We start from the raw sequence: 26,473 nt of genomic DNA on the forward strand, positions 1-26,473 counted from the left end.
AAAATTTAATTAGGGGGAGTAGCTGTGAATTTTATAAAATATATAGATCTTCTTAAAAGGGAACTCGCACCTGCATTAGGATGTACAGAGCCTATAGCAGTAGCTTATGCTAGTGCTAAGGCGAAAAAGGTATTAGGATTTATGCCAGATAAGGTAGAAGTTTTAGTAAGTGGGAATATCCTTAAAAATGGTATGGGAGTTGGAATACCAAAGACAAAAATGACAGGACTTGATATAGCAGCGGCACTTGGGGTTATTGGTGGAAATTCAAATGCAAAGCTTGAAGTTCTTAAAGATATAGAAGACAAACATATAGATGAAGCAGTACAGTATTTAAAAGATAATAACTTGAAGATAAAACTAAAGGATACTAAAAGCAAGTTGTACATAGAGGTTATATGTAAAAAGGGGCAAGAGGAATCTAAAGTTATCATAAAAGATGAACATACTAATATAGTTTACATATCATTAAATGGTGAGGTTCTTTATGAAAAGGAAGAAAAAGAAGAAAATAAGATAGAAGCTAAAGTAAATAAAGAAATTGAAACATCAAAAGGTAATCTAGAAATTAGTATAAAGGAGATACATAACTTTGCAACCAAGGTAGACTTTGAAGATATAAAATTTCTTTTAGATGGTGCTAAAATGAATAGAAGGGTTGCTAAAGAAGGAATTGAACATGAATATGGATTAAAGGTAGGGAAAACATTTCATGAAAGCATAGGAAAGGGTATTTTTGCAGATAGCATTGAATCCCATGCAATAGCAATAACGGCAGCAGCTGTGGATGCTAGAATGGATGGATGCGCACTACCGGTTATGACTACTGCAGGTAGTGGCAATCAAGGGCTTACGTGTACACTACCAGTAGTTGCTGTGTTCGAAAAGTTAGGAAGCAGCGAGGAACAACTTTGTAGAGCCCTTGCTATAAGTAATTTAGTTACAATTCATATAAAAAGTTATCTTGGAAGACTTTCTGCTTTATGTGGGTGTGGAGTTGCAGCAGCAGTAGGATCAAGCTGTGGCATAACCTATCTTTTAGGTGGAGAGTATGAAGCAATTTCTTATGCAGTTAAAAACATGGTAGCTGGACTTTCAGGAATGATATGTGATGGGGCAAAGCAAGGATGTGCACTGAAAATTTCTACATCAGTGAGTTCAGCTATTCAATCTGCAGTACTTGCTACAAATGGTATTGAAGTATCCTGTAAAGATGGTATAATACATGAATGTGTAGAACAAACTATAAAAAATTTAGGTAACTTAGCCACAGTTGGTATGGTGGATACAGATAAAGTTATTTTAGATATGATGGTGTGTAAATAATTTTAAAGTAGTAGGAGGTATATGATTATATTATGGTACTATATGTATTGATATTTTTAGCGAAAATAGTTGAAGTATCGCTTATGACATTAAGAACTGTGCTTATAACTAGAGGTGAAAAGCTAGTTGGATCTATTATTGGTTTTTTTGAAGTTATAATATGGCTTTATTTAGTTAGTACTGTTCTTGTAGGAATAAGTGAAGATCCTATTAAAATGGTAGTTTATGCTCTTGGATTCTCTGTTGGAAACTATGTTGGGTCATTTTTAGAGGAAAAGTTAGCAATAGGACTTTTAACTATAAGCATAGTGTCTTCAACTAATGATGCTATTATAATAGCAGAAAAACTTAGAAAAGATAATTTAGGAGTTACATTAGTAGAGGCAGAAGGTATAAATGAAAAGAAAAAGATGATAGTTGTACATGTAAAACGAAAGAGAAAAAAAGAAGTTATGAAATTAATTGCGGAGACTAATACAAAGGCAGTTGTATCCATTGCAGATACTAAAACTGTTTATGGAGGGTATGGTATTAAAAAGTAAAGAATTTAAAGCGACTTTAAGATTGACCAATATAGGTTTATAGGTGTATAATGTAATGTAATTTAATATGAAAATTCGAAGAAGAGGAAAGTACTTTTATAGAACTTCTTACAGCGATTAAGGATTTGGTGGAAGCCTTATAAGATATATAAAGGGAAGAGAAACTCAGAGAAGCTGTCTAAAATAACGGGTAGCCGCTAAATGCGTTAAAGTTTTGAGGGGATTATTTAATTTAAGTAATCAACAGGAGTGGTACCGCGGAGTAATCCGTCTCTTATTATTTTAATAAGAGACGGATTTTATTTTATGCTTAATTATATATTTTAGTACCTAATAGTATAACTAAAAATAAATATATTAAGTTATCTTAAAAAGTGACGTTTCAAAAGGCAATTTAGCTAATTATTTTAAAAAATAATTAAGTGGTTAGGGAGGAAAATAAAAATGGATTATAAAAAGATTATAGCAGAAAGAATTTCAAAGCATGTAGATATGGAAGTGGAGGAGTTAGAAAAACTTATAGAGATACCACCTAAAGCTGACATGGGGGACTTTGCTTTTCCTTGTTTTCAATTAGCTAAGTCTCTAAGAAAAGCACCTTTAGCTATAGCTGTTGAACTAAAAGATAAAATGGAAAAAGAAAATTTTGAAAGAGTTGAAAATTTAGGACCTTATTTAAACTTTTTCGTAGAGAAACAAAGTTTTATGAAGGAAACTTTAGATAAGATATTAAAAGAAAAACAAAGTTATGGATCCTCAGACATTGGAAAAGGTAAGAATGTTATAGTAGAATATTCTTCTCCAAATATAGCTAAGCCTTTTCATGTAGGACATCTATTCACTACAGCTATAGGAAACTCCTTATATAAGATTTTAGGATCTCAAGGATATAATGCCATAGGAATAAATCATTTAGGAGACTGGGGAACTCAATTTGGAAAGCTTATAGTAGCTTATAAAAGATGGGTAGATGAAGAGGCTCTTCTTAAAAATCCTATAGATGAACTTTTAAGAATATATGTAAAGTTCCATGAGGAAGCAAAAATTGATACTTCATTAGATGATGAAGCTAGAATGCATTTTAAAAAATTAGAGGATGGATCAAAAGAGGAGCAAGAACTTTGGAAAAGGTTTAGAGACCTTAGTTTAAAAGAATTTGAAAAGGTATATGATATGTTAGGAGTTAAATTTGATTCTTATGCAGGTGAAAGCTTTTATGGAGATAAAATGGATTCAGTTGTAGAAGAATTAGAAAGTAAGGGACTACTTGTTGAAAGCAATGGAGCTAAGGTTGTTATGTTAGATGAATATAATATGCCACCATGTATGATTAAAAAGGCAGATGGAGCTACTATATATGCAACAAGAGATCTTGCAGCAGCAATGTATAGGAAAAAGACTTATGATTTTTATAAAAATATATATGTAGTGGGTAGCCCTCAGAAACTTCACTTTAAACAAATATTTACTACATTAAAGCTTATGGGACATGAATGGGCAAATGATTGCGAGCATGTAGGATTTGGAATGGTTAAATTTGCAGATAAAAAGCTGTCTACGAGAAAAGGTGATGTAGTATTACTAGAAGATTTATTAAATGAAACAAAAAAGAAGACTCTAGAGATAATAAATGAAAAGAATCCAAATCTTGAAGACAAAAAAGAGGTAGCTAAAAAGCTTGGAATAGGAGCTGTAATATTTGCATATCTTAAAAATAACAGAGAAAAAGATATAGTTTTTGATTGGAATGATATGTTAAGCTTTGAAGGCGAGACAGGTCCTTACGTTCAATACACTTATGCAAGAGGAAAAAGCATACTAAGAAAAGCAGAAGGCATAAGAAGTAATAATGTTGACTATTCAAAGCTTAAAACTAAAGAAGAGTTTGAACTTGTAAAGACTTTAGAAGGATTTAATGAAGCTATAATTTTAGCTATAGATAAACTTGAACCTTCAATAGTTACTAGATATGTTATAGAGGTAGCGAAGAGCTTTAATAAGTTCTATAATTCTAATTCAATACTAAATATAGAGGATGAAGATTTAAAAAATGCTAGACTTAATATAGTTGAGGCTACTTGTATAGTACTAAATAGTGGGCTTAAACTACTAGGAGTAGAAACTGTAGAAAAAATGTAATAATAAACATAGAAAGTAGACTTAGTTATTATAATAACTAAGTCTTTTTCTGGTTTCACAAATATTTGATGTATGTCATAATATAGCTTATAAAGTATTAATGAAGGGATTTTAACATGATAAATAATCAATATATATATGACTTTTATAATTATTATGGATATTTACCTTGTACAAATTATAATGTATATGCTAATTTTAATTCTGACTATAGAAATGTTAAGAATTCTACGGCTACAGCAATTATAAATGGGGGGCCATTTGGTCCTAATATAAAGGGATATGTACATTTTACGGATGTACCTTATGGAACTAATGTATGCGTAAAAGTTACAGGACTTCCTGAATATAAGAAAGCAGAAGGAGATAAAAGTCCAATAGGTCCACATGGTTTTCATATACATGAATTTGGGGATTGTGAGGTAGGCGATAAAAATGACCCATTTAAATCTGTAGGAAGTCATTGGAATCCTTATAACCAGCCTCATGGAAATCATGCGGGTGATTTCCCGGTACTGTTTTCTAATCATGGAATTGCTAATATGTGCTTTTTTACAGATAAGTTTAAGGTTAAAGATATAATAGGAAAATCTATAATAATACATGAAAATCCTGATGATTATAGAACAGAACCTTCAGGAAATTCTGGAAGAAAACTTGCTTGTGGTGAAATAGTAGGATAAATAGAAAGATAAAAAATGTCCTATAATCTTTTAGATTCTTTCTAGAAGATTATAGGACATTTTATTAATTAAGCTTAAGGTATTTTTCGTAGATTAAAAATATTTTAATATTTACTTCTTGTTATTTTTAATTTCTATTTTATTTATGCTACACCCTGAACAAGAAGATGAGGAAGGGCAATTGCTACAAGAGCCTTTTCCTTTTTTAGCATTTTTTAAATTTTTATATATTATATATGCAGAAAATGATATTATTACTGCTGTTACTATTAATTCTATCATAAAATACACCTCTTTAAAATATTAAATTCCCAATATTAAATACTATGAAAGACATTATCCAAGCTAATGCAAGCTGATAGGTTATTGAGAAGATAGCCATCTTATGACCATATTCCTTCTTTAAAGTGGCTATAACAGCTACGCAAGGAGTATATAACAATACAAATACTAAGAAAGATATTGACGCAACAGACGTAAAGTGAAGGGGTAATATTGCTGAAAGCTGATCCCCGTATATAACTCCCATAGTGGACACTACTGATTCCTTCGCTATAAAGCCTGTTAATAGGGATACAGCAGCCTGCCAATTCCCAAAGCCTAAAGGCTTTAATAAAGGAGATATAACACCACCAAGACTAGCTAAAAGGCTTTCAGATATAGTTTCAGTATATCCACTAAAGCTAAACTTAGATAATACCCAAATTACTACGGACATAGCAAATATTATAGTACCAGCTTTTTTTGCAAAGCCTTTACCTTTATCCCAGGTATGTCTTAACAAATTTTTTGCTTCAGGTAATTTATATTCAGGTAATTCAATTATAAAAGGTTCTTCATCCTTTTTAAATATAGTATTTTTAAATAATATACCTAAAAGAAAAGCCATAACAATACCTAACAAATAAAGGGATAAAACTAATATATCAGCATTCTTTGAGAAAAAGGCTGAAGCAAATACAGCATACACAGGTAGCCTTGCATTACAGGACATAAGTGGAACTAAAAGAGCTGTAAGCTTTCTATCTTTTTCACTTTCTAAGGTTCTAGCTGACATTATAGCAGGTACAGAACAACCAAAGCCTATAACAAAAGGAATGAAAGCTTTACCAGATAGCCCCATCTTTCTCATTAGTTTATCCATTATAAAAGCAACACGAGCCATATATCCACTATCTTCTAGTATGGATATGCAGAAAAATAATGTAAGTATTATAGGTATAAAAACTATTACAGATCCAACACCTGCTATAATTCCTTCAACTATTAGGGAAGAAAACCAAGGGCTAGAGCTTTCTAATAAACCTTCTATAAAGGGTGAAAAGCTATTTGAAACAAAATTATCTAACATGTCCGATAAAGGCTGTCCAATCCAATTAAAGGTAACCTTGAAAATTAAAAACATAATGCCTATAAATATTAAATAAGCTAAAAATGGATTTAATATTACTTTATCAATTTTATCTGAAGTGCTTATAGTATTTTTAGAAGAAGCCTTAGATACACATGTAGATAAAACATTTTCTATATATTTGTATGTGGATTTTTCACTTGGAAAATGATAGTCATTATCACCAGAAGGCATCACATATTCCTTTTTTTCTATGATTTCTAATATAGATTTTATACCTTTTCGTTTGCTTGCTACCATAGGTATTACAGTAACATTTAAAGCTTTAGAAAGAGAAACAATATCTATAGTTTTACCCTTAGACTCAGCTACATCCATCATATTTAAAACTAAAATTATTGGCTTATTGAATTGTTTTAGTTGAGTTGTAAGATATAAGTTTCTATTTAAATTTGAAGCATCTACAATGTTTATTATTACATCTACATTGCCGTTTTCTAAAAAGCTTTTAGAGACCTTTTCTTCATTAGAATAGGTATCCATAGCATAAATTCCTGGTAAATCAACAATTTTTAAATTCTTGTAAAGGAAACCTTCCTTTTTTTCAACAGTAACTCCAGGCCAATTTCCTACATATTGGTTAGAGCCTGTTAATGCATTAAATAGTGTGGTTTTACCTACATTTGGGTTACCTAACAAAGCTGCTGTTATCATACTTGTCCTCCTTAAAAAAACTATATTAAATTGTTTATATATATTTTTTTTGCATCTGTTTTTCTAATAGCCATATCGAAGCCCCTAAAATTTATTACAATAGGGTCACCAAGCGGAGCAAAACGTTTTACAAAAACCTCTGTACCTTCAACACAACCTAAGGCAAGTAACCTTTTAGTTAGTTTATCGTCACCACATATAGACATTACAGTACCAATTTCACCTATTTTCAAATCGCAAATACACATTAAAAACACCTCCCTAATGAAAATCATTATCAATATCATATTATTATAATACCACCTTGTTATTAACAAGTCAATAACATTATAAGCCTTGACAAAAAAATAACTATATACTATCAATATCAGTTAAAGTTGAACCTAGATTAATTTCGTGATATTATACTATAAATATAAGTTTCTTATAGTAAAATACAAAAGGAACAAATATGAAATTTAAAATTAATTTAATTATTAAGAAAGGTAGGTGAACCTGATGATTTCAGGAAAAGGTATGAATGTTGCAGCATTTTTTGATATTGATGGTACATTATATAGAGAAGGTCTTATAGGGGAGCTTTTTAAAAAGTTAGTTAAATATGAAATAATAGAGCCAGAAAAGTGGTATAATGAGGTGAGACCTGAATACCAAAAATGGGATAAGAGACAAGGGAATTATGATAATTATCTTTTAAAGATGGCAGATATATATGTAGAAGCAGTTAAAGGCCTTCATAAATCTCAGGTTGAATTTATTGCTAAAAAGGTTGTAAACCAAAAAGGCGATAGAGTATATACCTATACAAGAGATAGGATAGTTTGGCATAAAGCTCAGGGCCATAAAATAATAATAATATCTGGTAGCCCTAAAGAATTAGTTAGAGAAATGGCTTTAAAGTATGGATTTGATGATTATAAGGGAGCAGATTATCTTATGGACGATAATCTAGAGTATACTGGTGAGGTAATTCCAATGTGGGATAGTAATAGCAAGAGAGAGGCAATTTTACATTTTAAGGACAAGTATTTCATAGATGTAGATAATAGTTATGCCTATGGGGATACTGCAGGTGATTTTTCCATGTTTAAATCAGTAGGTCATCCTATTTGTATAAACCCAACTCGAGAGTTAACAAAAAAGGTCTTAGAATACGAAGAAGTAAGAGATAAAATAAAAATAATAGTAGAAAGAAAAGATGTTGTTTACAGTATAAATCCAGATTGTTTACAGATCTTGTAGAAAGAGTGGGTAAAGTGATAATTCGTGAAAATACTATCTATGTAGAAGACATAGATCTTAGTAAAGTATTAGAGATAGAAGAAAAAGGGAACTGTTATGAATCGGCTTTATTTTTTGATTTAGAGCACTATGTTTATAAAAAACCAGTGTGTATAGGCGTCTTTGGATGTTCTTACTATAATAAAGAAGATTCATCTATAAACGTTACTCAATATATGATAGAAAATAAAAAAGAAGCAATAGATGTACTGTTTATGGCAGAGAGCTATTTTAAGGCCATGGCAGAGAGAGAAAAAAAAAGCTATATAGTAACCTTTTCTGGTAATAATGATTTTTCTGTAATTAAGTATTTATTTACCCAGAATAATATAGACTTTAACTTTGAAGATCATTTTGTGCATATAGATTTACAAAAGGAATATGAGAAGAAGTTTAAAGAGAGTATAGGATTAAAGAATCTCGAAAAGCTAATGGGTATAGAAAGAGAAGGCGAAATTGTCAACGGAGCTAATCTTGCAAAGACTTTTAGTAAAGTTGTGAAAGATAAGGATTATATAAAGAGAATGCCAGAAGATAAAATACAAAGAATTTTATTATATAATGAACAAGATGTGGTTAATTTATTCCACATATATACAAAGTGGAATAAGTTACCATGCCTAAAAGAGGACTCTGAAATATGAGTCCTCTTTTATTTCTTGAATTTATTTCTATTTCTATTTTTATTTATTCACTTTTATGTTTTTACCATCACTAGAGATTACTATGTTTTCTTGCAGATCTGTTCTATAAACTGTGATATTTCTTTTTTCCATATCTTTAATTATTTCTTTATGAGGATGACCGTAATCATTTCCTTTAGCACAGCTTACAATAGCATATTTAGGATTAACCTTATCTAAAAAGTCTTTTGATGAAGAAGTGCTGCTTCCATGGTGGCCTAGTTTTATTACATCTGAACTTATATCTAAGTTCTTTTGAAGGATTTCCTTTTCGGATACCTTTTCAGCATCTCCCATAAATAAAAAGCTATTCTTTCCATAGGTTAGTTTTAGGGACGCAGAATAATTATTTATATTTTCGTAGTCGGCACTATTTGGTGCTATTAATGTTGCAGTTATATCTTCAGCAAAATCTAATACAACACCACTTTTAGCTACATTAATTTTAAGGTCCTTTTCTTTTAGTTTAGATACCATGTTTTCAAATACCTTTGTTGTATTTGTCTTTTTAGGAGCATAAAACTTTTCTACAGGAAAGGTATTTAGTACAGCAACCATTCCCCCTATATGATCTTCATGAGGATGTGTAGCTATTAATATGTTTATATTTTTTACACCAACACCCTTTAGATAATTAATTAACTTATCAGAACTTGATTTGGGACCTGCGTCTATTAACATATTCTTGTCTTTATACTGAACTAATATAGAATCTCCTTGTCCTACATCTATATAGTGTACTTTAAGGTTATCAGTATTAGAATTGTTTTCACCATCACCTGAAGTATTAATGCTAGCACAGGATGTAAAAACTAACATAAGGGCTAGAAAGATGGGAAATAAAATTTTGAAATGTCTTGGTTTCAAATGTATCACTCCTTGTATAGTAAGTTTAATAGTTATTTTAATAACTTATTACAATAGTTTATCATCTTTATTACTACTATAAAAGTGTTTATGTTGAATTTTAATTTATAAGTGAGTATAATTACTTTGACTAACTTATAAAAGGATGTGGGTGGATGAAATCTTTTCTTGTAACGCTATACTATGGATTATATATGACGTTCATGGGACTTAAGAGAATAAAGTTTCATTTTGTAAGGGTATTTAAAGGTAAAGAGGCAGCATTTCAATATACTAAAAAGGTTGTACGTAAATGGTCTATAAAGACCATCGAAATAATTGGTATGGACATAGAAGTAATAGGTAAGGAGAATATTCCAAAAGAGACTTGCTTATTTGTGGCCAATCATCAAAGCTATTTTGATGTTCCAGCACTTATTTATGCTATTGATAAACCTATAGGCTTTGTAGCTAAAAAGGAATTAGATAAGATACCAATATATAAGAACTGGATGCTAGATATAAAAAGTGTATTTATAGATAGAAATAATGCAAGGGAGGCAATAAAAACTATAAATGAAGGAGTTCAGTATTTAAAGGAAGGCTATTCCATGGGCATATTTCCTGAGGGTACTAGAAGTAAATCGAAACATATGGGGGAGTTTAGAAAAGGAAGCTTAAAACTTGCAACAAAGTCGAAGGTGCCTATAGTTCCAATATCTATTGATGGAACTTATAAGGCCTTTGAAGAAACAGGAGTACTTAAAAGATCCTTTGTTAGGATTACAATAGACAAACCTATATATACAAAAGATTTGACTAAAGAGCAGGAAAATACACTATCAGATGATTTAAGAAATTTAATGTGTAAGAATCTAAATATATAAAAGTTCACATAAACATTCTAAAAAGTTTTATAAAAGTAATATAAATAAAGTTTCACAAATATTAATATTGGTGAAAGTTAGCATTATAATGATGACGTAGAATATTTTTATAGGAGGATATATAATGGACATTAAGAAACTGGAATGTTTGGTAACTGAGTAGATATATTGAAGACAAAAATATAAATGAAAATGACGTAATTTGTGGTATTGCAGCTTCAGGAAGGACACCTTATGTAATAGGTGCAATGAATTATGCTAACTACTGGAACGATGATTAAACTTGGTAGAGTATATAGCAACCTTATGGTAGATGTACAATCTACTAATGAAAAGCTAATTACTAGAGCTAAAAGAATAGTTATGTTAGTTACAGGTGTATCTATAGAAGAAGCAGAGAAGTATCTTAAAGAAACTGAATATGATGTTAAATTAAGCATATTGATGATAGAAACTAGTAAAAGTAAAAAGTCCAGTAAAGAGTTATTAAAAAGTAGTGAAGTATATATATCTAAAGCTATAGAATTAAATAGCAAATAAACCATATTAATTAAAACAAATAATCAAAAATATTTAAATCGCATTAGGTTATTAGTTTAATATTATAAAAATATATATGATAAGAAATAAACCCTTTGGATACTCAACAACCAAAGGGTTTATTTCTTACCTTTTTAATTTAAGTTTATTTTGGATCTCTTTTATTAGATTATCAAAACTTTTAGACATTAAATTAGGGAAGGCACTTAGAAGCCTTTTATGATTAATTTTAATACTTGTAATAGCATTATCATATTTAATTTTAAGCTCTTTTATAGGTACCTCTATAACATCAGTCTTTTCTAAAAAATAAGAATACTTTTCTTTTATCTCTTTAGATAGTTGCTCTAATTGAATAATAATCTTTCTAAATTCAATTAATGAAATTATAGTGACTGTAAGATCAACTATAAAGTATGTAGTGAATGAGTAAAATAAGATCTTTTCATGAATCACAGGTATTTTATTTGTGAAGATTTCAATGTAAGGATGTACAAATTTAATTATAAAAACAGCTACTGCGCCCCACATCATGGAAAAGCTAAGGCATACTCTGCCTTTGATATTATATGCATTATCATCATAGTCCCACCAGCGGGTATTAAAAACTGTCTCTAAAACATATCCAGTTATATATTCTAGAAAGGAGGTTAAAAGTATGGAAAAAATAAATAATAGCATAAGGTTATTTTTAAAAGAATTTAAGAATATTATTAATATTAAAGATCCAGACCCATATATAGGACAAAATGGACCATTTAAAAAACCTCTGTTTACAAATTTATGTTGAGAATAAAAGGCATAGCTCACTTCTAAAATCCATCCTAAAAATGAGTATATTACAAAGTAAAGTAATAAGTTATAAGTGCTAAGTTCTAACATGTATATATAGTCCTCCTTATAATTTCTGATGTTTGTTATATTTGTTATGTTATTAGGATATAATAACATAAAAAGAATTATAACGTAATAACTTTATTTTATAAATGATGAGATAATGTATATTAAACTGTTGTATAACACTTATATAAATTACTAATTAATATAAATTTATTAGTAATTTAAGGAGTAAGCAATAGTATATTATAAAATTAATACTATTGAACTAATATTTTAACTTTGTAAAATAAAGCACCCTCAATAAAATTGAGAGTGCTTCGCTTAAATTAACCATTTTCATAGAGGCGTTAATCAACATGGTTACGACTGTCTCTAGTAAAAAAGGATATAGCATAGAGACCTGAAAGCCCCACTAGACCATAAATAATTCTAGAAAAACCTGACATAGCTCCAAATACTGATGCAACTAAATCTAACTTAAACAATGCAATAAGTCCCCAATTCAAGGCTCCTATTATTACTAATAAAAGCGCAACAAAATCAAATGATTTCATTAATATCATCTCCTTTTATAAGTTATTCTTGTTAGTATTGGCATAAAATCTATTTTTTATAACTAATATTTAATTCTTTCTTAAATTATTAACTTGATTTGTAGTGTATTATGTACTTATAAAAATAGTTTAGTGAGGAGTTTTTACATGAAAAAGTTTTTGATGGTTGTACCTATAATTGTCTTCAGTCTTACATTTATGGGATGTGAAAATATGAGTATAAATGAAAAAGAATATAAAAAGGATGTAGCAAAAGAGGAAGAGGGTATTTTAGAAAAAGTATCACCTGCCGAAAATATTGATGATAATTGTGTTGTGGAATATAAGATTACCTCCTGGGATAAGGCGCCAGAAGGCATAAATAATATAGTGTCCAAGTATAAAGGAAAAAAGGGATATTTCATATATAGTAAAGATAAGGATGATTATATTATAATCTTATCAGGAAAAAAGACTTCAGGGGGAAACTCTATTTCAGTAAGTTCTGTAGATAAAGTAGACAATGCTACAGTTATAACTATTGAAGAAAAATCACCTTCTAGTGGAGAAATAGTTATACAAGCCATTACCTATCCTTACATCATATTAAATGTTAAATGTACTAGTGAAAAGTTAAAGGTGTTCGATACTTTTGGAAATGAATATGATAAGATAGAAGAAACTACAAGATAATATTAAAAACCTTTTATTTCAAAGAAATAAAAGGTTTTTAATAAGCTTACAAAAGAATTATTAAAGTTTTATGTTTCTATCAATTGGTTGTGAAAGAGAAATAAAGGTATCTGTACTTTGTATACCTATAATTGTATTTATTCTATGCATCAATATATCTTGAAGGTCTGATATGCTTTTGCATACAACCTTTGCAAAAACTGAATATTGACCAGTAGTATAATGTAATTCTACGATTTCTTTTATTTTTGACATTTCATCCATAACATTACTAAAAGAAGAGTTTTTATCTACAAATACTCCAACAAAACAGCATACATCATATCCAAGCTTAGGCATATCTAACATAAGTTTTGTACCTTTTATCATGCCAATGTCTTCCATTTTTTTCATTCTTACATGGATAGTACCGCCACTTACATGGCAAATACGAGCTATTTCTAAATATGGTGTTCTTGAATCTTTAATAAGTATGTCAAGAATTTGAAGATCTAAATCATCTAATTGAGAATTAACCACAATAGACACGGAATCACCTCATATATGTAAAATTTTTACAATACGCTTTGATATTCATCAATTTATAAAATCTTTATTAAAAACCAGAATAAATATAATAATAACATAAATTTAAAGTGTTAAATGTTAAACTCATAAATACAAGCATATTACATTTTTAATATTACTACAGAATTTAATTAATAACAACAATTTTAGATAATACTCACAAGTGTTTTTTTATAATTTTAAATTATTTAAAGGGAAAGAGTAATTAGTTTTTAAATTATTAAATTAAAGTATTAACCTTTTGTATTAATTATTATATATATTATGAAGTTTTTATTGAAAAAGTCTTAAATATGAAATATGATACTTTATAGATATAAAATTAAAGGGGGGAAAGACATGCCATATGTTTTATTAATTTTGTTAGCCGCAGTGGTAGGTGTTATATTATATAACTTATTAAATGTATATTTATTAAGAAAGATAAATATTAACAAGTGGATCGTGCTAGGTGTTTCTATATTAGTTTTCTTTTTACCTATAGTGTTTAGTAGGTTTGAATTTAGCCCAAATATAATGTCTATAGTACAATCAATGCTTTTCGTAATATTGCTTTTATGGTTTTTTGATTTAAACTCAAAAGGACCAATAAAAAAAGAGAAACAGATAAATATAAAAACTAAAGCAAAGCCAAATAAGTTAAAAACTATGCCTAAAGATTCAATAATAATAAATGATACAAATAAAAAAGGTAAAAACAAAAAATAATTCCCTTAAAAAAAGATATTAAGAATAAAAGGTTTAAAAAGAAAAGTTAAAAGTTTTAGCCATAGATGGTTAAAACTTTTAACTTTTTAAAATTTATTTAAAAATATTGGAGAAGTAAGAGCGATAGCTCCACTTTGCAAAAATATCTTAGCTACATACCATTTTTCATTTTCCTTAAAGGGAAGAGAACAAAAATATTTAATGTCCTTTTGGGGCGGAAAGTCCATTTCTTTTATACATACTCCATTAGATGATATAAGTTTGATTTTTGTAATTTTATCCTCCCTATCTTCAGCATATAAAGAGAATTTTAAAGTGTTGTTTTTCTTGCAATTAAGTACATCACCCATTAAGCTACCGTTAATATAAAAATGAACCTTAAGTGTTCTCGATTCAGTAGAATAGGTATTCCTATTTCTTAAAGATTGTAAAAGGTTTTTTCTATCTTTTTTCTCCACTAGTACTGCAGTTAAATTATCGCTATCTCCAAAGTTTATCTTATGGTTATCTTGAGAGTTTATAGCCCCAAGTTTCCAACCTTTATCAAGAAGGGAATAATAACGCTTTTCATATCTATTATAGGATTTAGCAGGGTAAAGACCATTTCCTACCTCAATTAAAGATAGGTGATTATTTAATAAAGGATTAAAATCAAGCTTTTCTATGTTTTTACTTGGGTGATTTATAGCCATTATAGGATTATTTACAGAGTTCCATAAAAGTAGCTTTTTAATATCCCCTATATCCCCTGAAAAGAAATTTTCTGAGGCGAATATATTTAAATGACCGTAAGGCTTTAAGGTAAATTCAAATCCTAAAATACCAATGAAATTATCATGCTTTTTATTAAACTTTTGTATGTCTTTTAAGGCATCTTCCCATTTATCTTTATCTTTATGTTTCTTATTATTATTTAAAGCATTATTGTGATCTGTTATTATAATAAAATCTAAGTTTTTATTTTTAGCATACTTTAAGGCTACCTTTACACCACCTGTACCTGTAGAGTTTTCAGTATGGCAGTGAGGTATCCCATAGATTATACTATGCTTTTTTTTAATAGAACCTTTAGATTTTTTACTTTTTCCCATATAGCACATCCTTAAAAATCTTTCTTATTAATATAATAGATAAAAGAGTGGGAATTGCTATTATGTTTTAGCGAATCAAACCTTGATGCGGCAAAAGAATTTGGAATGGCACCTATATTAATAGATAGATATGACATAAGAGACCTCAAAAGTAAATATCCTATAATTAGGTCATTAAATGAATTAAATTATTATTAGGTAGCCCTAGGTGGACTACCTAATACCAATTTAAAAGGTTGTTTACTGTTTACATATGGCCATATATATCATATATTTTCCAATCTGAATCGTCCTTTTCTTTACAAACTATAAAATATCTTGTCCAATTCCCACTACCCCATTGAGCAGTTTCATTATATTTATCAGTTAGTTTATTTGTATACTTAACTTCAATAATTTCAAATTCATTTGGGTTATATTCCTTTAACCTATCCATATACCAATAATATTTAATATCATTAGGTTTATTAGAATAATCTTTTTCGTTTAGTTTTTCTAAACTATGAACAGTTAGTTCTTCTGTATATAATCCATTATTAAAGTTTTCTTTATATATTTTTGGATATGAATTAAAACTTTCGCTATTAATAAAGATATTTTCAAAGTCGTTATATTCATCACTTATTTCAATTTTAAAATAATCAAGAATAACCTTTTCGCCATATGATTTTGGAACAATTTCTGATTTGAAAAATCTCTCACCATTTTTGATTTCTAATACATAATCTTTTTCTAGCTTTGTTTCTTGTTTGTCTTTCACAGTACCACATCCCAATAAAATAAAAGAAAATAATGTGAATATACAAAGTACCACTATATTTTTTTTTAGGCGCATTTATAAATCCTCCTTTTCAATTGAAATATTTGTAGTTAATCGATTATACTTCACTATATAATAATTATACATTATTTAGGTCAAGTAAATACCACTTTAATAGTGTAGATCATTACTTTTTATAGTGTAATTTAATGATTTTAGAAAGTTGTACGTAATATTTAGAACAAGGGTAATTTTTATTTAAAGTATAGTATAAAGTCATAATGCATGTTATAATTTGGTATTGCTATACTGAGTAGTACAACTTTATAAAAAGGTTTAAAGAGTTCTAATCAGTATAATTATATACTAATAGAAAGTTTATGAAAGTAGGGGTATATAAAATGGATGAATTTAAAATTCTTAAAATCAAGGAAAGCGTTTTCAAAGACAATGATGAACAAGCTGATTTGCTTAGGCAAGATTTAAAAAGGGAAAAGACATTTTTACTGAATTTGATGTCATCGCCGGGTTCAGGTAAAACAACAACTCTTGTAAGAACAATTGAGGCGTTGAAAGATAAGATGCGTATTGGAATTTTAGAAGCTGATATTGACTCAGATGTCGATGCACATGCAGTTGCAAAGACTGGTACAAAAGTAATTCAATTACATACAGGTGGAATGTGTCATCTTGATGCAGATATGACGAAGCAAGGGTTATTAGGGTTAGGTACAGAAAACATTGATTGCGCCATATTAGAAAATGTAGGGAACCTAGTGTGCCCAGCAGAATTTGATACAGGAGCATCAAAAAATGCTATGATTTTGAGTATTCCAGAAGGAGACGATAAACCTTTAAAATATCCTTTAATGTTTTCAATTGTTGATGTTTTACTAATTAATAAGATTGATGCTATTGACTATTTTGACTTTGATTTAGAAGCTGTAAAAGGCCGTGTTAAAAAGTTAAATCCGAAAATTAAGATTATACCAATTTCAGCTAAAACAGGTGAGGGAATTGAAGAGTGGGCTCAATGGTTACGTACTGAAGTTGAAAATTGGAACGGATAATATAATAATTATAAAACTAAAAATTTGGGGGTAATATAGATGGTTAAGGAAAAGGTACTAGATCTTGCAAATAAGATTAGTAGGGTAAAACGTGGTACAAAATTAGAAATCACGCCTGAACATCCAGAATACAAAATTTTAGAACCGGTTGTTACAGAAGAAATGGCAGAAGCAGCGCTTTGTCTTGAACTTCGTAAAGCAAAAAGCGCTAAAGAAATTGCGTTAGAGTGTGGTAAATCTGTAGAGGAAACTGAAAAGCTTTTATGGAAATTAGCTGTTGATGGGGTAGCTTTTGTGAGTAAAATAGATGGGGTTGATAAGTACTGGCATGATATTTGGGTTCCAGGACATATGGAAATGATGGTTAATAATAAAGAGAATGTAAGAAAGTATCCTCAAATTGCTTTAGCTTTCGATGAATACGGAAGAAAAAAGGGCCCTATGGCAGCAGGATTATTTCCTGTAGGTGTAGGACCTATGAGAGTTATACCAATTGAGACATCGATAGAAGGAGAAACAAGAAGAGCATCTTATGAAGAGGTTTCAAAATATCTTAATGAAAATACTATTTTCTCAGTTTCTGATTGTTCCTGTCGTACATCAAGAGAGGCTATGGGAGAAGGGTGTGGTCATTTAAAGGAAGATATGTGTATTCAGATGGGACATGCTGCTGAATACTATATTCGTACAGGTAGAGGACGAGAGATTACACGTGAAGAGGCTTTTGAGATTATTAGAAAAGCCGAAGAAAATGGATTAATGCATAGCATACCAAACACAGATGGTCCAGGAAAGACTCACGCTATTTGTAATTGTTGTGGATGTTCATGTTTTGCATTAAGAATTGCAGGTATGTTCATTAATAATGATATGATACGTTCAAATTATGTTTCTAAGATTGACCAAGATAAGTGCGTTGCCTGTGGAGAATGTGTTGAGGTCTGTCCTGTAAATGCATTGAAATTAGGTCAGAAGTTATGTTCTAAAACTCCGACAATTAAGAAAGAAAGAGATGAGTTTCCGTCTAATACGGAATGGGGACCAGATAAGTGGAATGAAGACTACCGTATTAATAGAGAAAATGTGGTTGATACAGGAACAAGCCCTTGCAAAACAAATTGTCCAGCACATATTTCTGTTCAAGGATACATTAAACTAGCATCTCAGGGAAGATATAAAGAAGCCCTTGAGCTTATAAAACATGAAAATCCATTTCCAGCAGTATGTGGACGTATATGCCCAAGAAAATGTGAAACAGAATGTACAAGAGGTGATATTGACGATCCAGTTGCTGTAGATGAAATCAAAAAGTTTATTGCAGAGCAAGATTTAAATATGGAAAATCGATATGTCCCAAAATTAAGACATAACTATGGGAAGAAGATTGCAGTTGTTGGTTCAGGACCTTCAGGGCTTTCTTGTGCTTACTATTTAGCAATTGATGGTTATAAGGTAACTGTATTTGAAAAACAAAAAGCTCTTGGTGGTATGCTCACACTTGGAATACCATCCTACAGACTGGAAAAAGATGTAGTAAATGCAGAAATAGATATTTTAAAAGAATTAGGTGTAGAATTTAAAATGGGCGTGGAAGTAGGTAAGGATGTAAGTCTTAAAGATTTAAGAGGTAAAGGTTATGAAGCATTCTATCTTGCAATTGGTGCTCAAACAGGTAGAAATCTTGGTATAGAAGGTGAAGACGCAAAAGGCGTTATTACAGGAGTTGATTTTCTTCGAGAGGTAAACTTAGGTAATGATGTAAACCTTCAAGATAATGTTGTTGTAATTGGTGGAGGAAATGTTGCTATTGATGTTGCAAGAACGGCTACAAGAGTTGGGGCTTCTAAGGTAGATATGTATTGTCTGGAAAGCTTAAAAGAAATGCCTGCTCTTGAAGAAGAAATTGGAGATGCTGTATCAGAAGGTATTGTAATAAACAATTCTTGGGGACCAAAAAGAATCCTTAAAGAAGATGGAAAAGTTACGGGCATAGAGTTTAAAAGATGTATTTCGGTTTTGGATAGTGATGGAAGATTTAGTCCTGTGTTTGACGAAGATGAAATTAAAATTGTAAAGACTAATAATATCTTGATTTCAGTAGGACAAGGAATAGATTGGTCAAACCTATTAGAAGAAAGCAAGATAGAACTTAATCCAAACAAGACAATAAAAGTAGATTCATTTACGCTTCAGACAGGAGAGAAGGATGTATTTGCTGGCGGAGATGCTATGACAGGACCTAAATTTGCTATTGATGCTATTGCATTAGGTAAAGAAGGCTCAATTTCAATACATCGTTATGTTCAAAAGGGACAAAGCTTAGTTAATGGACGTGATAGAAGGGTATATCATGCCTTCGATAAAGAAACCTTGAACCTCGAAGGCTATGATAGGATTCCAAGACAAAAGATAGATCATGTAGATGGATCTGAATCTAAAGAGTCCTTTAAAGATTTGCGTAACACATTTACAAAAGAACAAATTGAGCTTGAAACAAAGCGTTGTCTTGGATGTGGTGCTACAACTGTAGATGAATACTTATGTGTAGGGTGTGGGGCCTGTACAACTAGATGTAAGTTTGATGCAATTTCACTTGTGAAAAAGTATGACGCTGAAAGTGTTCCACTTGAAAAGCTAAAACCTATAATACTTAAAAATATGATTAAGCGTAAAGGTAGAATTACAATTAAAAAGGTCAACAATTTTGTGAGTGGTGTTTTTTCTAAGAAGATACAAAACTAAAAGACAAAGGGGATAATGAGTCCCCTACAGTCTTTAAAATTAAAAGTGTAGAGGTGATTTTATTGCATGAAGTGGGAGTTTTAATTGAAGTTGTAAAAAAGGTTGAAAATATAGCGAAGGTAAATAAATTAACAAAGATTGATACATTAGTGCTACAAATTGGGGAACTTTCGTCCATGATTCCAAGATATATAGAAGCGTGCTACCCAGCGGCAGTAGATGGAACGTTACTACAAGATACCACATTAAAAATTGAGATATTACCAGGAAATTGTATTTGTAAAAGTTGCAATAAGGTCTTTAATTTGCTTGAAAATAATAGCAAATGTCCAAATTGTGAAGGGGGATACTGGGATTTATTGAGCGGAAAAGAATTTATGATAAAAGAAATAATTGCTTACTAAATAATGTAAATATAAAGCAGTCCTTAAATTATTAAAGTTTCTTTGATATCTATAATAATTTCATTAATAATTTCTTTTATTTCAAGATTTCTTGTTCCAGGAATAAAAACATTATGGTTTCGTAGTGGAATGATATATTTAATACAATCCATTTGAAAAATATATTGGGTTATTGATGCAGGTATTTCACTATTAATGCCACCATTGCATATAACTCCAATAGGTCCTATGATACAGTTTATATTTTGTCTATCACAAAAAGAACATATGGCCTTTTCACCAGTAATACCAACGTTAGCTCCAGCTCTAACCATGTTAGATGTAGCAATAGTGTTAGTACCCAAACCAATTATGTATATTTCTTTTGGAATTTCTTTACGGATCCTTTTGATAACTGTTTGTCCTAGTCCTGCACCTTGAGCATCAATAACTGCTATTTTCATAATAAACAAATCCTCCAAGTAATAATATTAAAAGTAATACAATGGTTAATTGCACTAATGTTTTGTATAATGTAATTATAAATGCAAAATGCAATAAAGTACAATAGAAGAATTTATTGGAGTGTGTAATAATGAAAATAACAAGATTAACACAAGGGTTAGAGGGAAATAAAGATTGTAGTGATGAAATTAAAAAATTATTAAATGAAAAAGATGTATATATGATAAATGTAATGGGCTCACCAGGATCCGGCAAAACTAGCCTAATAGTTGAACTAATTAACGGACTAAAAGATGAGTATAACATAGGTGTTATTGAAGGGGATATTGCAGGGCAAATTGATGCTGAAAAGATTGATGCATTAGGAATTCCTGTGGTTCAACTTAACATTGAGGGTGCTTGTCATATTGAGGCTATATCAATTAAAAACATTATCCAGTATTTTAATTTAGATGAAATAGATTTGATTTTCATTGAAAATGTTGGGAATCTAGTTTGCCCTGCAGAATTTAATGTAGGTGAAGATTTAAAAGTAGCTATTTTAAGTGTTCCAGAAGGAGACGATAAGCCAGAAAAGTATCCTTTGATGTTCACAATAACTGATGCAGTAATAATAGGTAAGTATGATATGGTTGAACACTTTGAATTTGATGATAATAAGGTAGAAATGGTTACTAATAATTATAATTCAAATACTGAAGTATTCAGAATATCTACAAGGACAGGTGAGGGTATAGAAGACTTAGTTAAGTATATGAAAAGGACAATTAATTTTAAGATAAACAAACATTAGATGAACTACAATGTGAGTTTATTTGACAGAAATGGCAAAATGATTTAAACTATTTTAAGTAAGTCGAATCTTACTTAGAGTAGTAGTCAAATTTATCTTTTTTAAAATTTACATAATTTAATAATTATTAATATTAAACCACGAAGGTTTTAGCATCTTTTTTTATTTTGAAGAAGGAGCTTAATTTTTCGTGGTTTTTATGTTTTTATCATATTTAGGGAGGAGATGCTTTTTGAATAATATAATTTATGCAATGAAAAAAGGAGTACAGTTTATCTTAATTATATTTTTGCTGTCTATAACTGTATTTTATATGTCAAGATTATCACCTGGTGACCCTTTAGTATCTTATTATGGAGAAGGGGTTAAAAGGATGAATACTACACAAAAACTAGAAGCAATGAAAAGACTAGGACTAAATGATCCTATATATAAACAATATATAAGATGGTTATCAAATGCGGCTCATGGACAATACGGTATATCTTATAAATATAAGCAAGATGTTACAAGGGTAATTGGAAACGTGTATAAAAATACAATTATTTTAGGTGGACTTTCTTATATCCTGACTTTTTTATTTGCTTTGTTTTTGGGGATATTTTGTGCATTACATGAGGATAAACTTATTGATAAAGTTATGTGTAAAGTAGGTATTGTAACCACATCCATACCACCATTTTGGATAGCGTTGGTGCTTATATTAATTTTTAGTATTAATTTAAGAGTGTTACCTTCAAGTGGTGCATATGCCATGGGTAAATCGAAAAGTTATATAAGTCGGGTAGAGCACCTTGTATTGCCTCTAACTGTTCTTATATTAAGTCACCTTTGGTATTATACATACATTGTTCGAAATAAGCTGGTGGAAGAAATGAGACGGGATTATGTGTTATTATGCAAAGTTAAAGGTTTAAGTAAGAAAAAGATCATTTATAAAGATTGTTTAAGAAATATTATGCCCTCTTATATTAGCGTTATGGCAATGTCTGTTCCTCATATCTTAGGAGGAACTTATGTAGTAGAGAAGGTTTTCTCTTACCCGGGACTTGGAACACTTTCTTTTGAAAGTGCTAAGTATCATGATTATAACATGCTTATGGTGCTATGCCTTATAACAGGGATATTAGTTATTTTTGCAAATGTTATTGCACAGATTATTAACGATAAAATAGACCCTAGAATGAAGCATCATGGAGGTGACAGCCAGTGGAGCAAAAATGCAGTGACTTTGAAATAGTTGGAGAAAATTATCTTTTAGAAGAGATGGATATTGACAAGAGAGAAGGGTTTAAAAAGGATTTAAAGGGAAAACCCTATATATCCATAGGAGTTCTATGCCTGATTATATTAGGCTGCACTTTCCCAAGGATAATGACTAGTTTAGATCCTACTTATATGGACCTTAGTAATATTAATGTGGCCCCAAACAGTACCTTTTATTTTGGTACAGATTCATTAGGTAGAGATATATTTACTATGATTTGGTATGGTGGCAGAGTGTCTTTACTTATTGGTGTACTTGCTACAGTTATATCAACTACCATTTCAGTTATATATGGTAGTATTAGTGGTTTTTCATCGGAATTTGTAGATGATATAATGATGAGATTTACTGAAATAGCCCTTAGTATACCGTCCATTTTAATTATAATCTTTATTCAAGCAATGATAGGAAAAGCAAATCCAGTATCTATAGCTATTGTAATTGGAATTACTAATTGGATGAATATTTCTAAGATTGTACGAAGTGAGGTAAGACAAATTAGAAATAATGAGTATATTTTATCCGCAAAATACTCTGGAGGTAAGTTCTTTTATATTTTAAGGAGACACTTGTTACCAAGTTTTATTTCATCAATAATGTTTATGGTAGTAACCAATATCGGAAGTGTTATTGCAATAGAATCAACTTTAAGTTTTTTGGGAATAGGACTACCTATTGAAATTATATCATGGGGTAGCATGCTGTCTTTAGCAGAAAAAGCATTATTATCGAATTATTGGTGGATTATATTGATCCCAGGTATATTTTTAGTAATGACATTGGTGTGTATTACAAACATAGGAAATTATATTAGGAAGAAAAATAATAAAGAATTTAGTAACTTATAAAAATATAAAGTGAAATATTAATTACAATATTGTAATTTAATATAAATTAATTTTACTATATGAGGAGGAAGATTATGAAATTTAATAAGTTGATGATTTTAGGTTGTGCCCTGACTATGTGTATGGGTTTAATGGGGGGCTGTAATGCTGAAAATAAAATATCATCAAAGGAAAAGGTTTTAGTTTATGGAAGTGGTGACTATTCAAGTATTAATCCAGCATTATATGAGCATGGAGAAATTAATTCTCTTATTTTCACTGGGCTTACATCTCATGATAAAGATAATAATATTGTTCCATCATTAGCAAAGAGCTGGGACCTTGAAAAAGGTACAAATACATATACGTTTAAGTTGAAAGACAATGTTAAATGGCATGATGGAAAAGCTTTTTCTGCAGAGGATGTAAAGTTTACGCTAGAAACAATTATGAATCCTAAAAATGACTCGGAAATAGCATCAAATTATGAAGATATTAAAGAAATTGAAGTTCAAGATAAAAATACAATAAAAATAAGATTAAAATCACCTAATGTAGCAATGCTTGATTATTTAACAATAGGTATATTACCAAAGCACCTTTTAGAAGGAAAAGACATTGCAACAGATGAGTTTAATCAATTCCCAATTGGGACAGGTCCTTTTAAAATGGAAGCTTGGGATAAAGGACAAAGTATTACCCTTGCAAAAAACAAAGATTTCTACGATAAGGAAGCTGAAATTGATAAAATAATCTTTAAAATTGTGGAAGATACTAAAGCAAGAGCACTTCAATTAAAGTCTGGAGAGCTAGATTTAGCACAGGTTACACCTCATGATGTTGAACAATTTAAAAACAATAAAGATTTTCTTGTATATGATATAAAGACATCAGATTATAGAGGGATCATGTATAATTTTAATAGTCCTATGTTTAAAAATAATAAGGGGCTACCAAATGCCTTAAGTTATGCTATTGATAGAAAGGCTATTTTAGATAGTGTTGTATTAGGATATGGACAGATAGCTTACTCACCACTTCAGGGCGGAGAATACAATAGCACTAATATGGAGAAGTTCAATTATAACCCAGAAAAGGCTAAAGAAATGCTTGAAAATGCAGGCTGGAAGATTTCAACAGATGGCATATATGAAAAGGGTGGTACTAAATTATCATTTACCACAAACTGTAGTGAGGGAGACCAGGTAAGAATAGATATAGCAAATATCTGTAGTCAACAATTTAAGGAAATTGGTGTTGATATGAAAGTTGCTGTACTACCTAAAATTGATTGGGAAAACCAAGATGCATTCCTTATTGGTTGGGGAAGTCCTTTTGATCCAGATGATCATACTTATAAAGTATTTGGAACAGATAAGGGGAATAATTATAACAGCTATTCAAATGATAAAGTTGATGAGTTATTAATTAAGGCAAGAGAGACAGATGTGAAGGATGAGAGATTAAAGTATTATAAAGAATTCCAAATGGAACTTTCTAAAGATATGCCATATACATTTATAACTTATATGGATGCATTATATGTTTCAAACCCTAAGATAAAAGGAGTGACAAAAGAAACAATATTAGGTCATCATGGTGTGGGAATATTTTGGAATGTAACAGATTGGACACTTGAATAAAAAATATAAAATATAAAATATAAAATGGAACTACAAAGTCATTTTACATGATTTTGTAGTTTTTAATAGGTAGGTGTGATTATGGAGGATTTGCTAAAGGTAAATAATTTATATGTAAGTTTTAAAACTAAAGAGGGGGAATTTCAAGCGGTAAGAGATGTTTCTTTTACACTAAAAGAAGGAGAAGTTTTAGCAATACTTGGTGAATCGGGATGCGGTAAATCTGTATTATCTAAAAGTATATTACATGTGCTCCCAAGTAATGGATTTATAAAAAGCGGAGAGATTATTTTTAATGGAAAAAATATAACAAGCCTAGCAGAAAAGGATATGGGTAAGGTTAGAGGAAAGGACATATCTATGATATTTCAAGATCCTATGACTTCTTTAAATCCTACCATGTCTATTGGTAATCAGATTATGGAAGCCATATTAGTTCATGAAAATATGAGTAAGATGGGAGCAAAAAAGAAGAGCATAGAACTTATGGAACTTGTAGGAATAGATTATGTGGAAAAGAGATTTAACCAATATCCACATCATTTATCTGGAGGAATTGGACAAAGAGTTGTTATTGCAATAGCCCTTGCTTGTGACCCAAAGGTATTGATTGCAGATGAACCAACCACTGCTTTAGATGTGACTATTCAAGCACAAATATTACAGCTTATCTTAGAATTACAACAAAAAACTAATATATCTGTGATTTTCATAACCCATGATTTAGGTGTAGTTGCTAGTTTGGCTCAAAGAATTGCAGTTATGTATGCTGGAAAGATTGTTGAGATAGGTACAGCTAAAGATATCTTTTATGATCCAAGACATCCATATACTTGGGCACTTATGTCTTGCTTACCAAAAATAGACTCAGAGGATGAATTTTTAAATTACATAAAAGGGACGCCACCTAATTTATTAAACCCTCCAAAAGGTGATGCTTTTGCAAATAGAAACAAGTATGCTTTGAAGATAGATTATTTACTTGAACCACCTATGTTTAAAATAAGTGATACTCATAGCGCTGCAACCTGGCTTTTACATAAAAATGCCCCTAAAATAGAGCCTCCTATTAAATTTGAAGAATGTAGAGTGATATAAA

28 protein-coding genes and 1 other annotated feature are annotated in these 26,473 nt (G+C 30.1%); of the genes, 18 read left to right on the forward strand and 10 right to left on the reverse strand.

Annotated features, from left to right (window positions below; all coding sequences use genetic code 11):
• Positions 1-24 precede the first annotated feature (24 nt).
• From DY168_RS05575 to DY168_RS05590, 4 genes are all read left to right on the forward strand, one after another.
• A complete protein-coding gene (locus DY168_RS05575) occupies positions 25-1,326 on the forward strand; it encodes an L-cysteine desulfidase family protein (RefSeq protein ID WP_115640865.1) in 1,302 nt (433 codons plus the stop codon).
• A 29-nt stretch (positions 1,327-1,355) separates the two neighbouring features.
• Positions 1,356-1,868, forward strand: a complete 513-nt coding sequence (locus DY168_RS05580) for a DUF2179 domain-containing protein (RefSeq protein WP_423237246.1) — start codon at positions 1,356-1,358, stop codon at positions 1,866-1,868.
• 69 nt (positions 1,869-1,937) lie between these two features.
• Positions 1,938-2,146 (forward strand) — a binding site (T-box leader).
• A gap of 166 nt (positions 2,147-2,312) precedes the next feature.
• Positions 2,313-4,007, forward strand: a complete 1,695-nt coding sequence (gene argS, locus DY168_RS05585) for an arginine--tRNA ligase (protein ID WP_115640867.1) — start codon at positions 2,313-2,315, stop codon at positions 4,005-4,007.
• A 116-nt stretch (positions 4,008-4,123) separates the two neighbouring features.
• Entirely contained in the window at positions 4,124-4,690 is a 567-nt protein-coding gene (locus tag DY168_RS05590) for a superoxide dismutase family protein (RefSeq protein ID WP_115640868.1), read from the forward strand.
• A gap of 111 nt (positions 4,691-4,801) precedes the next feature.
• On the opposite strand, the gene DY168_RS05595 is transcribed toward DY168_RS05590, so the two are convergent.
• Genes DY168_RS05595 through DY168_RS05605 form a run of 3 tightly spaced genes read right to left on the reverse strand, consistent with a single transcriptional unit; the run spans position 4,802 to position 7,003 of the window.
• Positions 4,802-4,972, reverse strand: a complete 171-nt coding sequence (locus DY168_RS05595) for a FeoB-associated Cys-rich membrane protein (protein WP_172556277.1) — start codon at positions 4,970-4,972, stop codon at positions 4,802-4,804.
• Between the two features lie 13 nt (positions 4,973-4,985).
• Complete coding sequence (gene feoB, locus DY168_RS05600; protein ID WP_115640869.1) at positions 4,986-6,755, reverse strand: ferrous iron transport protein B; 1,770 nt, start codon at positions 6,753-6,755, stop codon at positions 4,986-4,988.
• A gap of 20 nt (positions 6,756-6,775) precedes the next feature.
• Positions 6,776-7,003 (reverse strand): FeoA family protein, encoded by a 228-nt coding sequence (locus tag DY168_RS05605; RefSeq protein WP_115640870.1) that lies wholly within the window; start codon positions 7,001-7,003, stop codon positions 6,776-6,778.
• Positions 7,004-7,271: 268 nt separating this feature from the next.
• Between DY168_RS05605 and DY168_RS05610 the strand changes: the two genes are divergently transcribed.
• Both DY168_RS05610 and DY168_RS05615 read left to right on the forward strand, forming a co-directional pair.
• Entirely contained in the window at positions 7,272-7,997 is a 726-nt protein-coding gene (locus DY168_RS05610; protein WP_115642425.1) for an HAD-IB family hydrolase, read from the forward strand.
• Between the two features lie 14 nt (positions 7,998-8,011).
• A complete protein-coding gene (locus DY168_RS05615) occupies positions 8,012-8,680 on the forward strand; it encodes a ribonuclease H-like domain-containing protein (RefSeq protein WP_115640871.1) in 669 nt (222 codons plus the stop codon).
• Positions 8,681-8,719: 39 nt separating this feature from the next.
• On the opposite strand, the gene DY168_RS05620 is transcribed toward DY168_RS05615, so the two are convergent.
• Complete coding sequence (locus DY168_RS05620) at positions 8,720-9,592, reverse strand: ComEC/Rec2 family competence protein (RefSeq protein WP_115642426.1); 873 nt, start codon at positions 9,590-9,592, stop codon at positions 8,720-8,722.
• Between the two features lie 149 nt (positions 9,593-9,741).
• On the opposite strand from DY168_RS05620, the gene DY168_RS05625 reads away from it, so the two are divergent.
• Both DY168_RS05625 and DY168_RS05630 read left to right on the forward strand, forming a co-directional pair.
• The gene (locus DY168_RS05625) at positions 9,742-10,452 is read left to right on the forward strand and encodes a lysophospholipid acyltransferase family protein (RefSeq protein ID WP_115640872.1); all 711 of its coding nucleotides are present in this window, start codon (positions 9,742-9,744) and stop codon (positions 10,450-10,452) included.
• 255 nt (positions 10,453-10,707) lie between these two features.
• Positions 10,708-10,992, forward strand: a complete 285-nt coding sequence (locus tag DY168_RS05630) for an N-acetylmuramic acid 6-phosphate etherase family protein (protein WP_115640873.1) — start codon at positions 10,708-10,710, stop codon at positions 10,990-10,992.
• A 126-nt stretch (positions 10,993-11,118) separates the two neighbouring features.
• On the opposite strand, the gene DY168_RS05635 is transcribed toward DY168_RS05630, so the two are convergent.
• Positions 11,119-11,874 (reverse strand): putative ABC transporter permease, encoded by a 756-nt coding sequence (locus DY168_RS05635; protein WP_172556278.1) that lies wholly within the window; start codon positions 11,872-11,874, stop codon positions 11,119-11,121.
• Positions 11,875-12,179: 305 nt separating this feature from the next.
• Positions 12,180-12,386 (reverse strand): DUF378 domain-containing protein, encoded by a 207-nt coding sequence (locus tag DY168_RS05640; RefSeq protein ID WP_115640875.1) that lies wholly within the window; start codon positions 12,384-12,386, stop codon positions 12,180-12,182.
• A gap of 147 nt (positions 12,387-12,533) precedes the next feature.
• Here DY168_RS05640 and DY168_RS05645 point away from each other — a divergent pair, with 147 nt between their 5' ends.
• Complete coding sequence (locus DY168_RS05645; protein ID WP_115640876.1) at positions 12,534-13,058, forward strand: protease complex subunit PrcB family protein; 525 nt, start codon at positions 12,534-12,536, stop codon at positions 13,056-13,058.
• Positions 13,059-13,118: 60 nt separating this feature from the next.
• Here the strand turns inward: DY168_RS05645 and DY168_RS05650 are convergent, their stop codons facing one another.
• Positions 13,119-13,586 (reverse strand): Lrp/AsnC ligand binding domain-containing protein, encoded by a 468-nt coding sequence (locus DY168_RS05650; RefSeq protein ID WP_115640877.1) that lies wholly within the window; start codon positions 13,584-13,586, stop codon positions 13,119-13,121.
• A 378-nt stretch (positions 13,587-13,964) separates the two neighbouring features.
• On the opposite strand from DY168_RS05650, the gene DY168_RS05655 reads away from it, so the two are divergent.
• On the forward strand, positions 13,965-14,333 hold the full coding sequence (locus DY168_RS05655; RefSeq protein ID WP_115640878.1) for a hypothetical protein: 369 nt from the start codon (positions 13,965-13,967) through the stop codon (positions 14,331-14,333).
• Positions 14,334-14,419: 86 nt separating this feature from the next.
• Here DY168_RS05655 and DY168_RS05660 read toward each other — a convergent pair whose 3' ends face one another.
• Positions 14,420-15,424: a CehA/McbA family metallohydrolase gene (locus DY168_RS05660; protein WP_172556279.1), complete on the reverse strand. Its 1,005-nt coding sequence runs from the start codon at positions 15,422-15,424 to the stop codon at positions 14,420-14,422.
• Between the two features lie 247 nt (positions 15,425-15,671).
• Positions 15,672-16,259, reverse strand: coding sequence for a DUF4829 domain-containing protein (locus DY168_RS05665; protein ID WP_115640880.1), 588 nt, complete (start codon positions 16,257-16,259; stop codon positions 15,672-15,674).
• 326 nt (positions 16,260-16,585) lie between these two features.
• Here DY168_RS05665 and hypB (DY168_RS05670) point away from each other — a divergent pair, with 326 nt between their 5' ends.
• From hypB (DY168_RS05670) to DY168_RS05680, 3 genes are all read left to right on the forward strand, one after another.
• Entirely contained in the window at positions 16,586-17,254 is a 669-nt protein-coding gene (gene hypB, locus DY168_RS05670) for a hydrogenase nickel incorporation protein HypB (RefSeq protein WP_115640881.1), read from the forward strand.
• A 39-nt stretch (positions 17,255-17,293) separates the two neighbouring features.
• Positions 17,294-19,996 (forward strand): FAD-dependent oxidoreductase, encoded by a 2,703-nt coding sequence (locus DY168_RS05675; protein WP_115640882.1) that lies wholly within the window; start codon positions 17,294-17,296, stop codon positions 19,994-19,996.
• 62 nt (positions 19,997-20,058) lie between these two features.
• The gene (locus tag DY168_RS05680) at positions 20,059-20,400 is read left to right on the forward strand and encodes a hydrogenase maturation nickel metallochaperone HypA/HybF (protein WP_115640883.1); all 342 of its coding nucleotides are present in this window, start codon (positions 20,059-20,061) and stop codon (positions 20,398-20,400) included.
• A 23-nt stretch (positions 20,401-20,423) separates the two neighbouring features.
• On the opposite strand, the gene DY168_RS05685 is transcribed toward DY168_RS05680, so the two are convergent.
• Complete coding sequence (locus tag DY168_RS05685; RefSeq protein ID WP_115640884.1) at positions 20,424-20,843, reverse strand: DUF3842 family protein; 420 nt, start codon at positions 20,841-20,843, stop codon at positions 20,424-20,426.
• 131 nt (positions 20,844-20,974) lie between these two features.
• On the opposite strand from DY168_RS05685, the gene hypB (DY168_RS05690) reads away from it, so the two are divergent.
• The 5 genes from hypB (DY168_RS05690) (at position 20,975) to DY168_RS05710 (ending at position 26,472) form a co-directional block, all read left to right on the forward strand.
• Positions 20,975-21,637: a hydrogenase nickel incorporation protein HypB gene (gene hypB / locus DY168_RS05690; RefSeq protein ID WP_115640885.1), complete on the forward strand. Its 663-nt coding sequence runs from the start codon at positions 20,975-20,977 to the stop codon at positions 21,635-21,637.
• Positions 21,638-21,869: 232 nt separating this feature from the next.
• A complete protein-coding gene (locus DY168_RS05695; protein WP_341458781.1) occupies positions 21,870-22,877 on the forward strand; it encodes an ABC transporter permease in 1,008 nt (335 codons plus the stop codon).
• Positions 22,847-23,752, forward strand: coding sequence for an ABC transporter permease (locus DY168_RS05700; protein WP_242984060.1), 906 nt, complete (start codon positions 22,847-22,849; stop codon positions 23,750-23,752). The genes DY168_RS05695 and DY168_RS05700 overlap by 31 nt, the downstream gene beginning before the upstream one ends.
• Before the next feature lie 74 nt (positions 23,753-23,826).
• A complete protein-coding gene (locus DY168_RS05705) occupies positions 23,827-25,374 on the forward strand; it encodes an ABC transporter substrate-binding protein (RefSeq protein WP_115640886.1) in 1,548 nt (515 codons plus the stop codon).
• 81 nt (positions 25,375-25,455) lie between these two features.
• Positions 25,456-26,472 carry an ABC transporter ATP-binding protein gene (locus DY168_RS05710; RefSeq protein WP_115640887.1) on the forward strand — a complete coding sequence of 339 codons (1,017 nt, stop codon included), beginning with the start codon at positions 25,456-25,458 and terminating at the stop codon, positions 26,470-26,472.
• Position 26,473: the final 1 nt, after the last annotated feature.

The sequence above is a fragment of the Clostridium putrefaciens genome (assembly GCF_900461105.1).
GTDB lineage: Bacteria > Bacillota > Clostridia > Clostridiales > Clostridiaceae > Clostridium_L > Clostridium_L putrefaciens.

Excerpts from the sequence above, each read along its gene's own strand:
- argS (WP_115640867.1), top strand. The coding sequence starts at position 2,313 with ATGGATTATAAAAAGATTATAGCAGAAAGAATTTCAAAGCATGTAGAT.
- DY168_RS05590 (WP_115640868.1), top strand. The coding sequence starts at position 4,124 with ATGATAAATAATCAATATATATATGACTTTTATAATTATTATGGATAT.
- DY168_RS05595 (WP_172556277.1), bottom strand. The coding sequence starts at position 4,972 with ATGATAGAATTAATAGTAACAGCAGTAATAATATCATTTTCTGCATAT.
- feoB (WP_115640869.1), bottom strand. The coding sequence starts at position 6,755 with ATGATAACAGCAGCTTTGTTAGGTAACCCAAATGTAGGTAAAACCACA.
- DY168_RS05605 (WP_115640870.1), bottom strand. The coding sequence starts at position 7,003 with ATGTGTATTTGCGATTTGAAAATAGGTGAAATTGGTACTGTAATGTCT.
- DY168_RS05610 (WP_115642425.1), top strand. The coding sequence starts at position 7,272 with ATGAATGTTGCAGCATTTTTTGATATTGATGGTACATTATATAGAGAA.
- DY168_RS05625 (WP_115640872.1), top strand. The coding sequence starts at position 9,742 with ATGAAATCTTTTCTTGTAACGCTATACTATGGATTATATATGACGTTC.
- DY168_RS05630 (WP_115640873.1), top strand. The coding sequence starts at position 10,708 with ATGCTAACTACTGGAACGATGATTAAACTTGGTAGAGTATATAGCAAC.
- DY168_RS05635 (WP_172556278.1), bottom strand. The coding sequence starts at position 11,874 with ATGTTAGAACTTAGCACTTATAACTTATTACTTTACTTTGTAATATAC.
- DY168_RS05640 (WP_115640875.1), bottom strand. The coding sequence starts at position 12,386 with ATGAAATCATTTGATTTTGTTGCGCTTTTATTAGTAATAATAGGAGCC.
- DY168_RS05645 (WP_115640876.1), top strand. The coding sequence starts at position 12,534 with ATGAAAAAGTTTTTGATGGTTGTACCTATAATTGTCTTCAGTCTTACA.
- DY168_RS05655 (WP_115640878.1), top strand. The coding sequence starts at position 13,965 with ATGCCATATGTTTTATTAATTTTGTTAGCCGCAGTGGTAGGTGTTATA.
- DY168_RS05660 (WP_172556279.1), bottom strand. The coding sequence starts at position 15,424 with ATGGGAAAAAGTAAAAAATCTAAAGGTTCTATTAAAAAAAAGCATAGT.
- DY168_RS05665 (WP_115640880.1), bottom strand. The coding sequence starts at position 16,259 with ATGCGCCTAAAAAAAAATATAGTGGTACTTTGTATATTCACATTATTT.
- hypB (WP_115640881.1), top strand. The coding sequence starts at position 16,586 with ATGGATGAATTTAAAATTCTTAAAATCAAGGAAAGCGTTTTCAAAGAC.
- DY168_RS05675 (WP_115640882.1), top strand. The coding sequence starts at position 17,294 with ATGGTTAAGGAAAAGGTACTAGATCTTGCAAATAAGATTAGTAGGGTA.
- DY168_RS05685 (WP_115640884.1), bottom strand. The coding sequence starts at position 20,843 with ATGAAAATAGCAGTTATTGATGCTCAAGGTGCAGGACTAGGACAAACA.
- hypB (WP_115640885.1), top strand. The coding sequence starts at position 20,975 with ATGAAAATAACAAGATTAACACAAGGGTTAGAGGGAAATAAAGATTGT.
- DY168_RS05705 (WP_115640886.1), top strand. The coding sequence starts at position 23,827 with ATGAAATTTAATAAGTTGATGATTTTAGGTTGTGCCCTGACTATGTGT.
- DY168_RS05710 (WP_115640887.1), top strand. The coding sequence starts at position 25,456 with ATGGAGGATTTGCTAAAGGTAAATAATTTATATGTAAGTTTTAAAACT.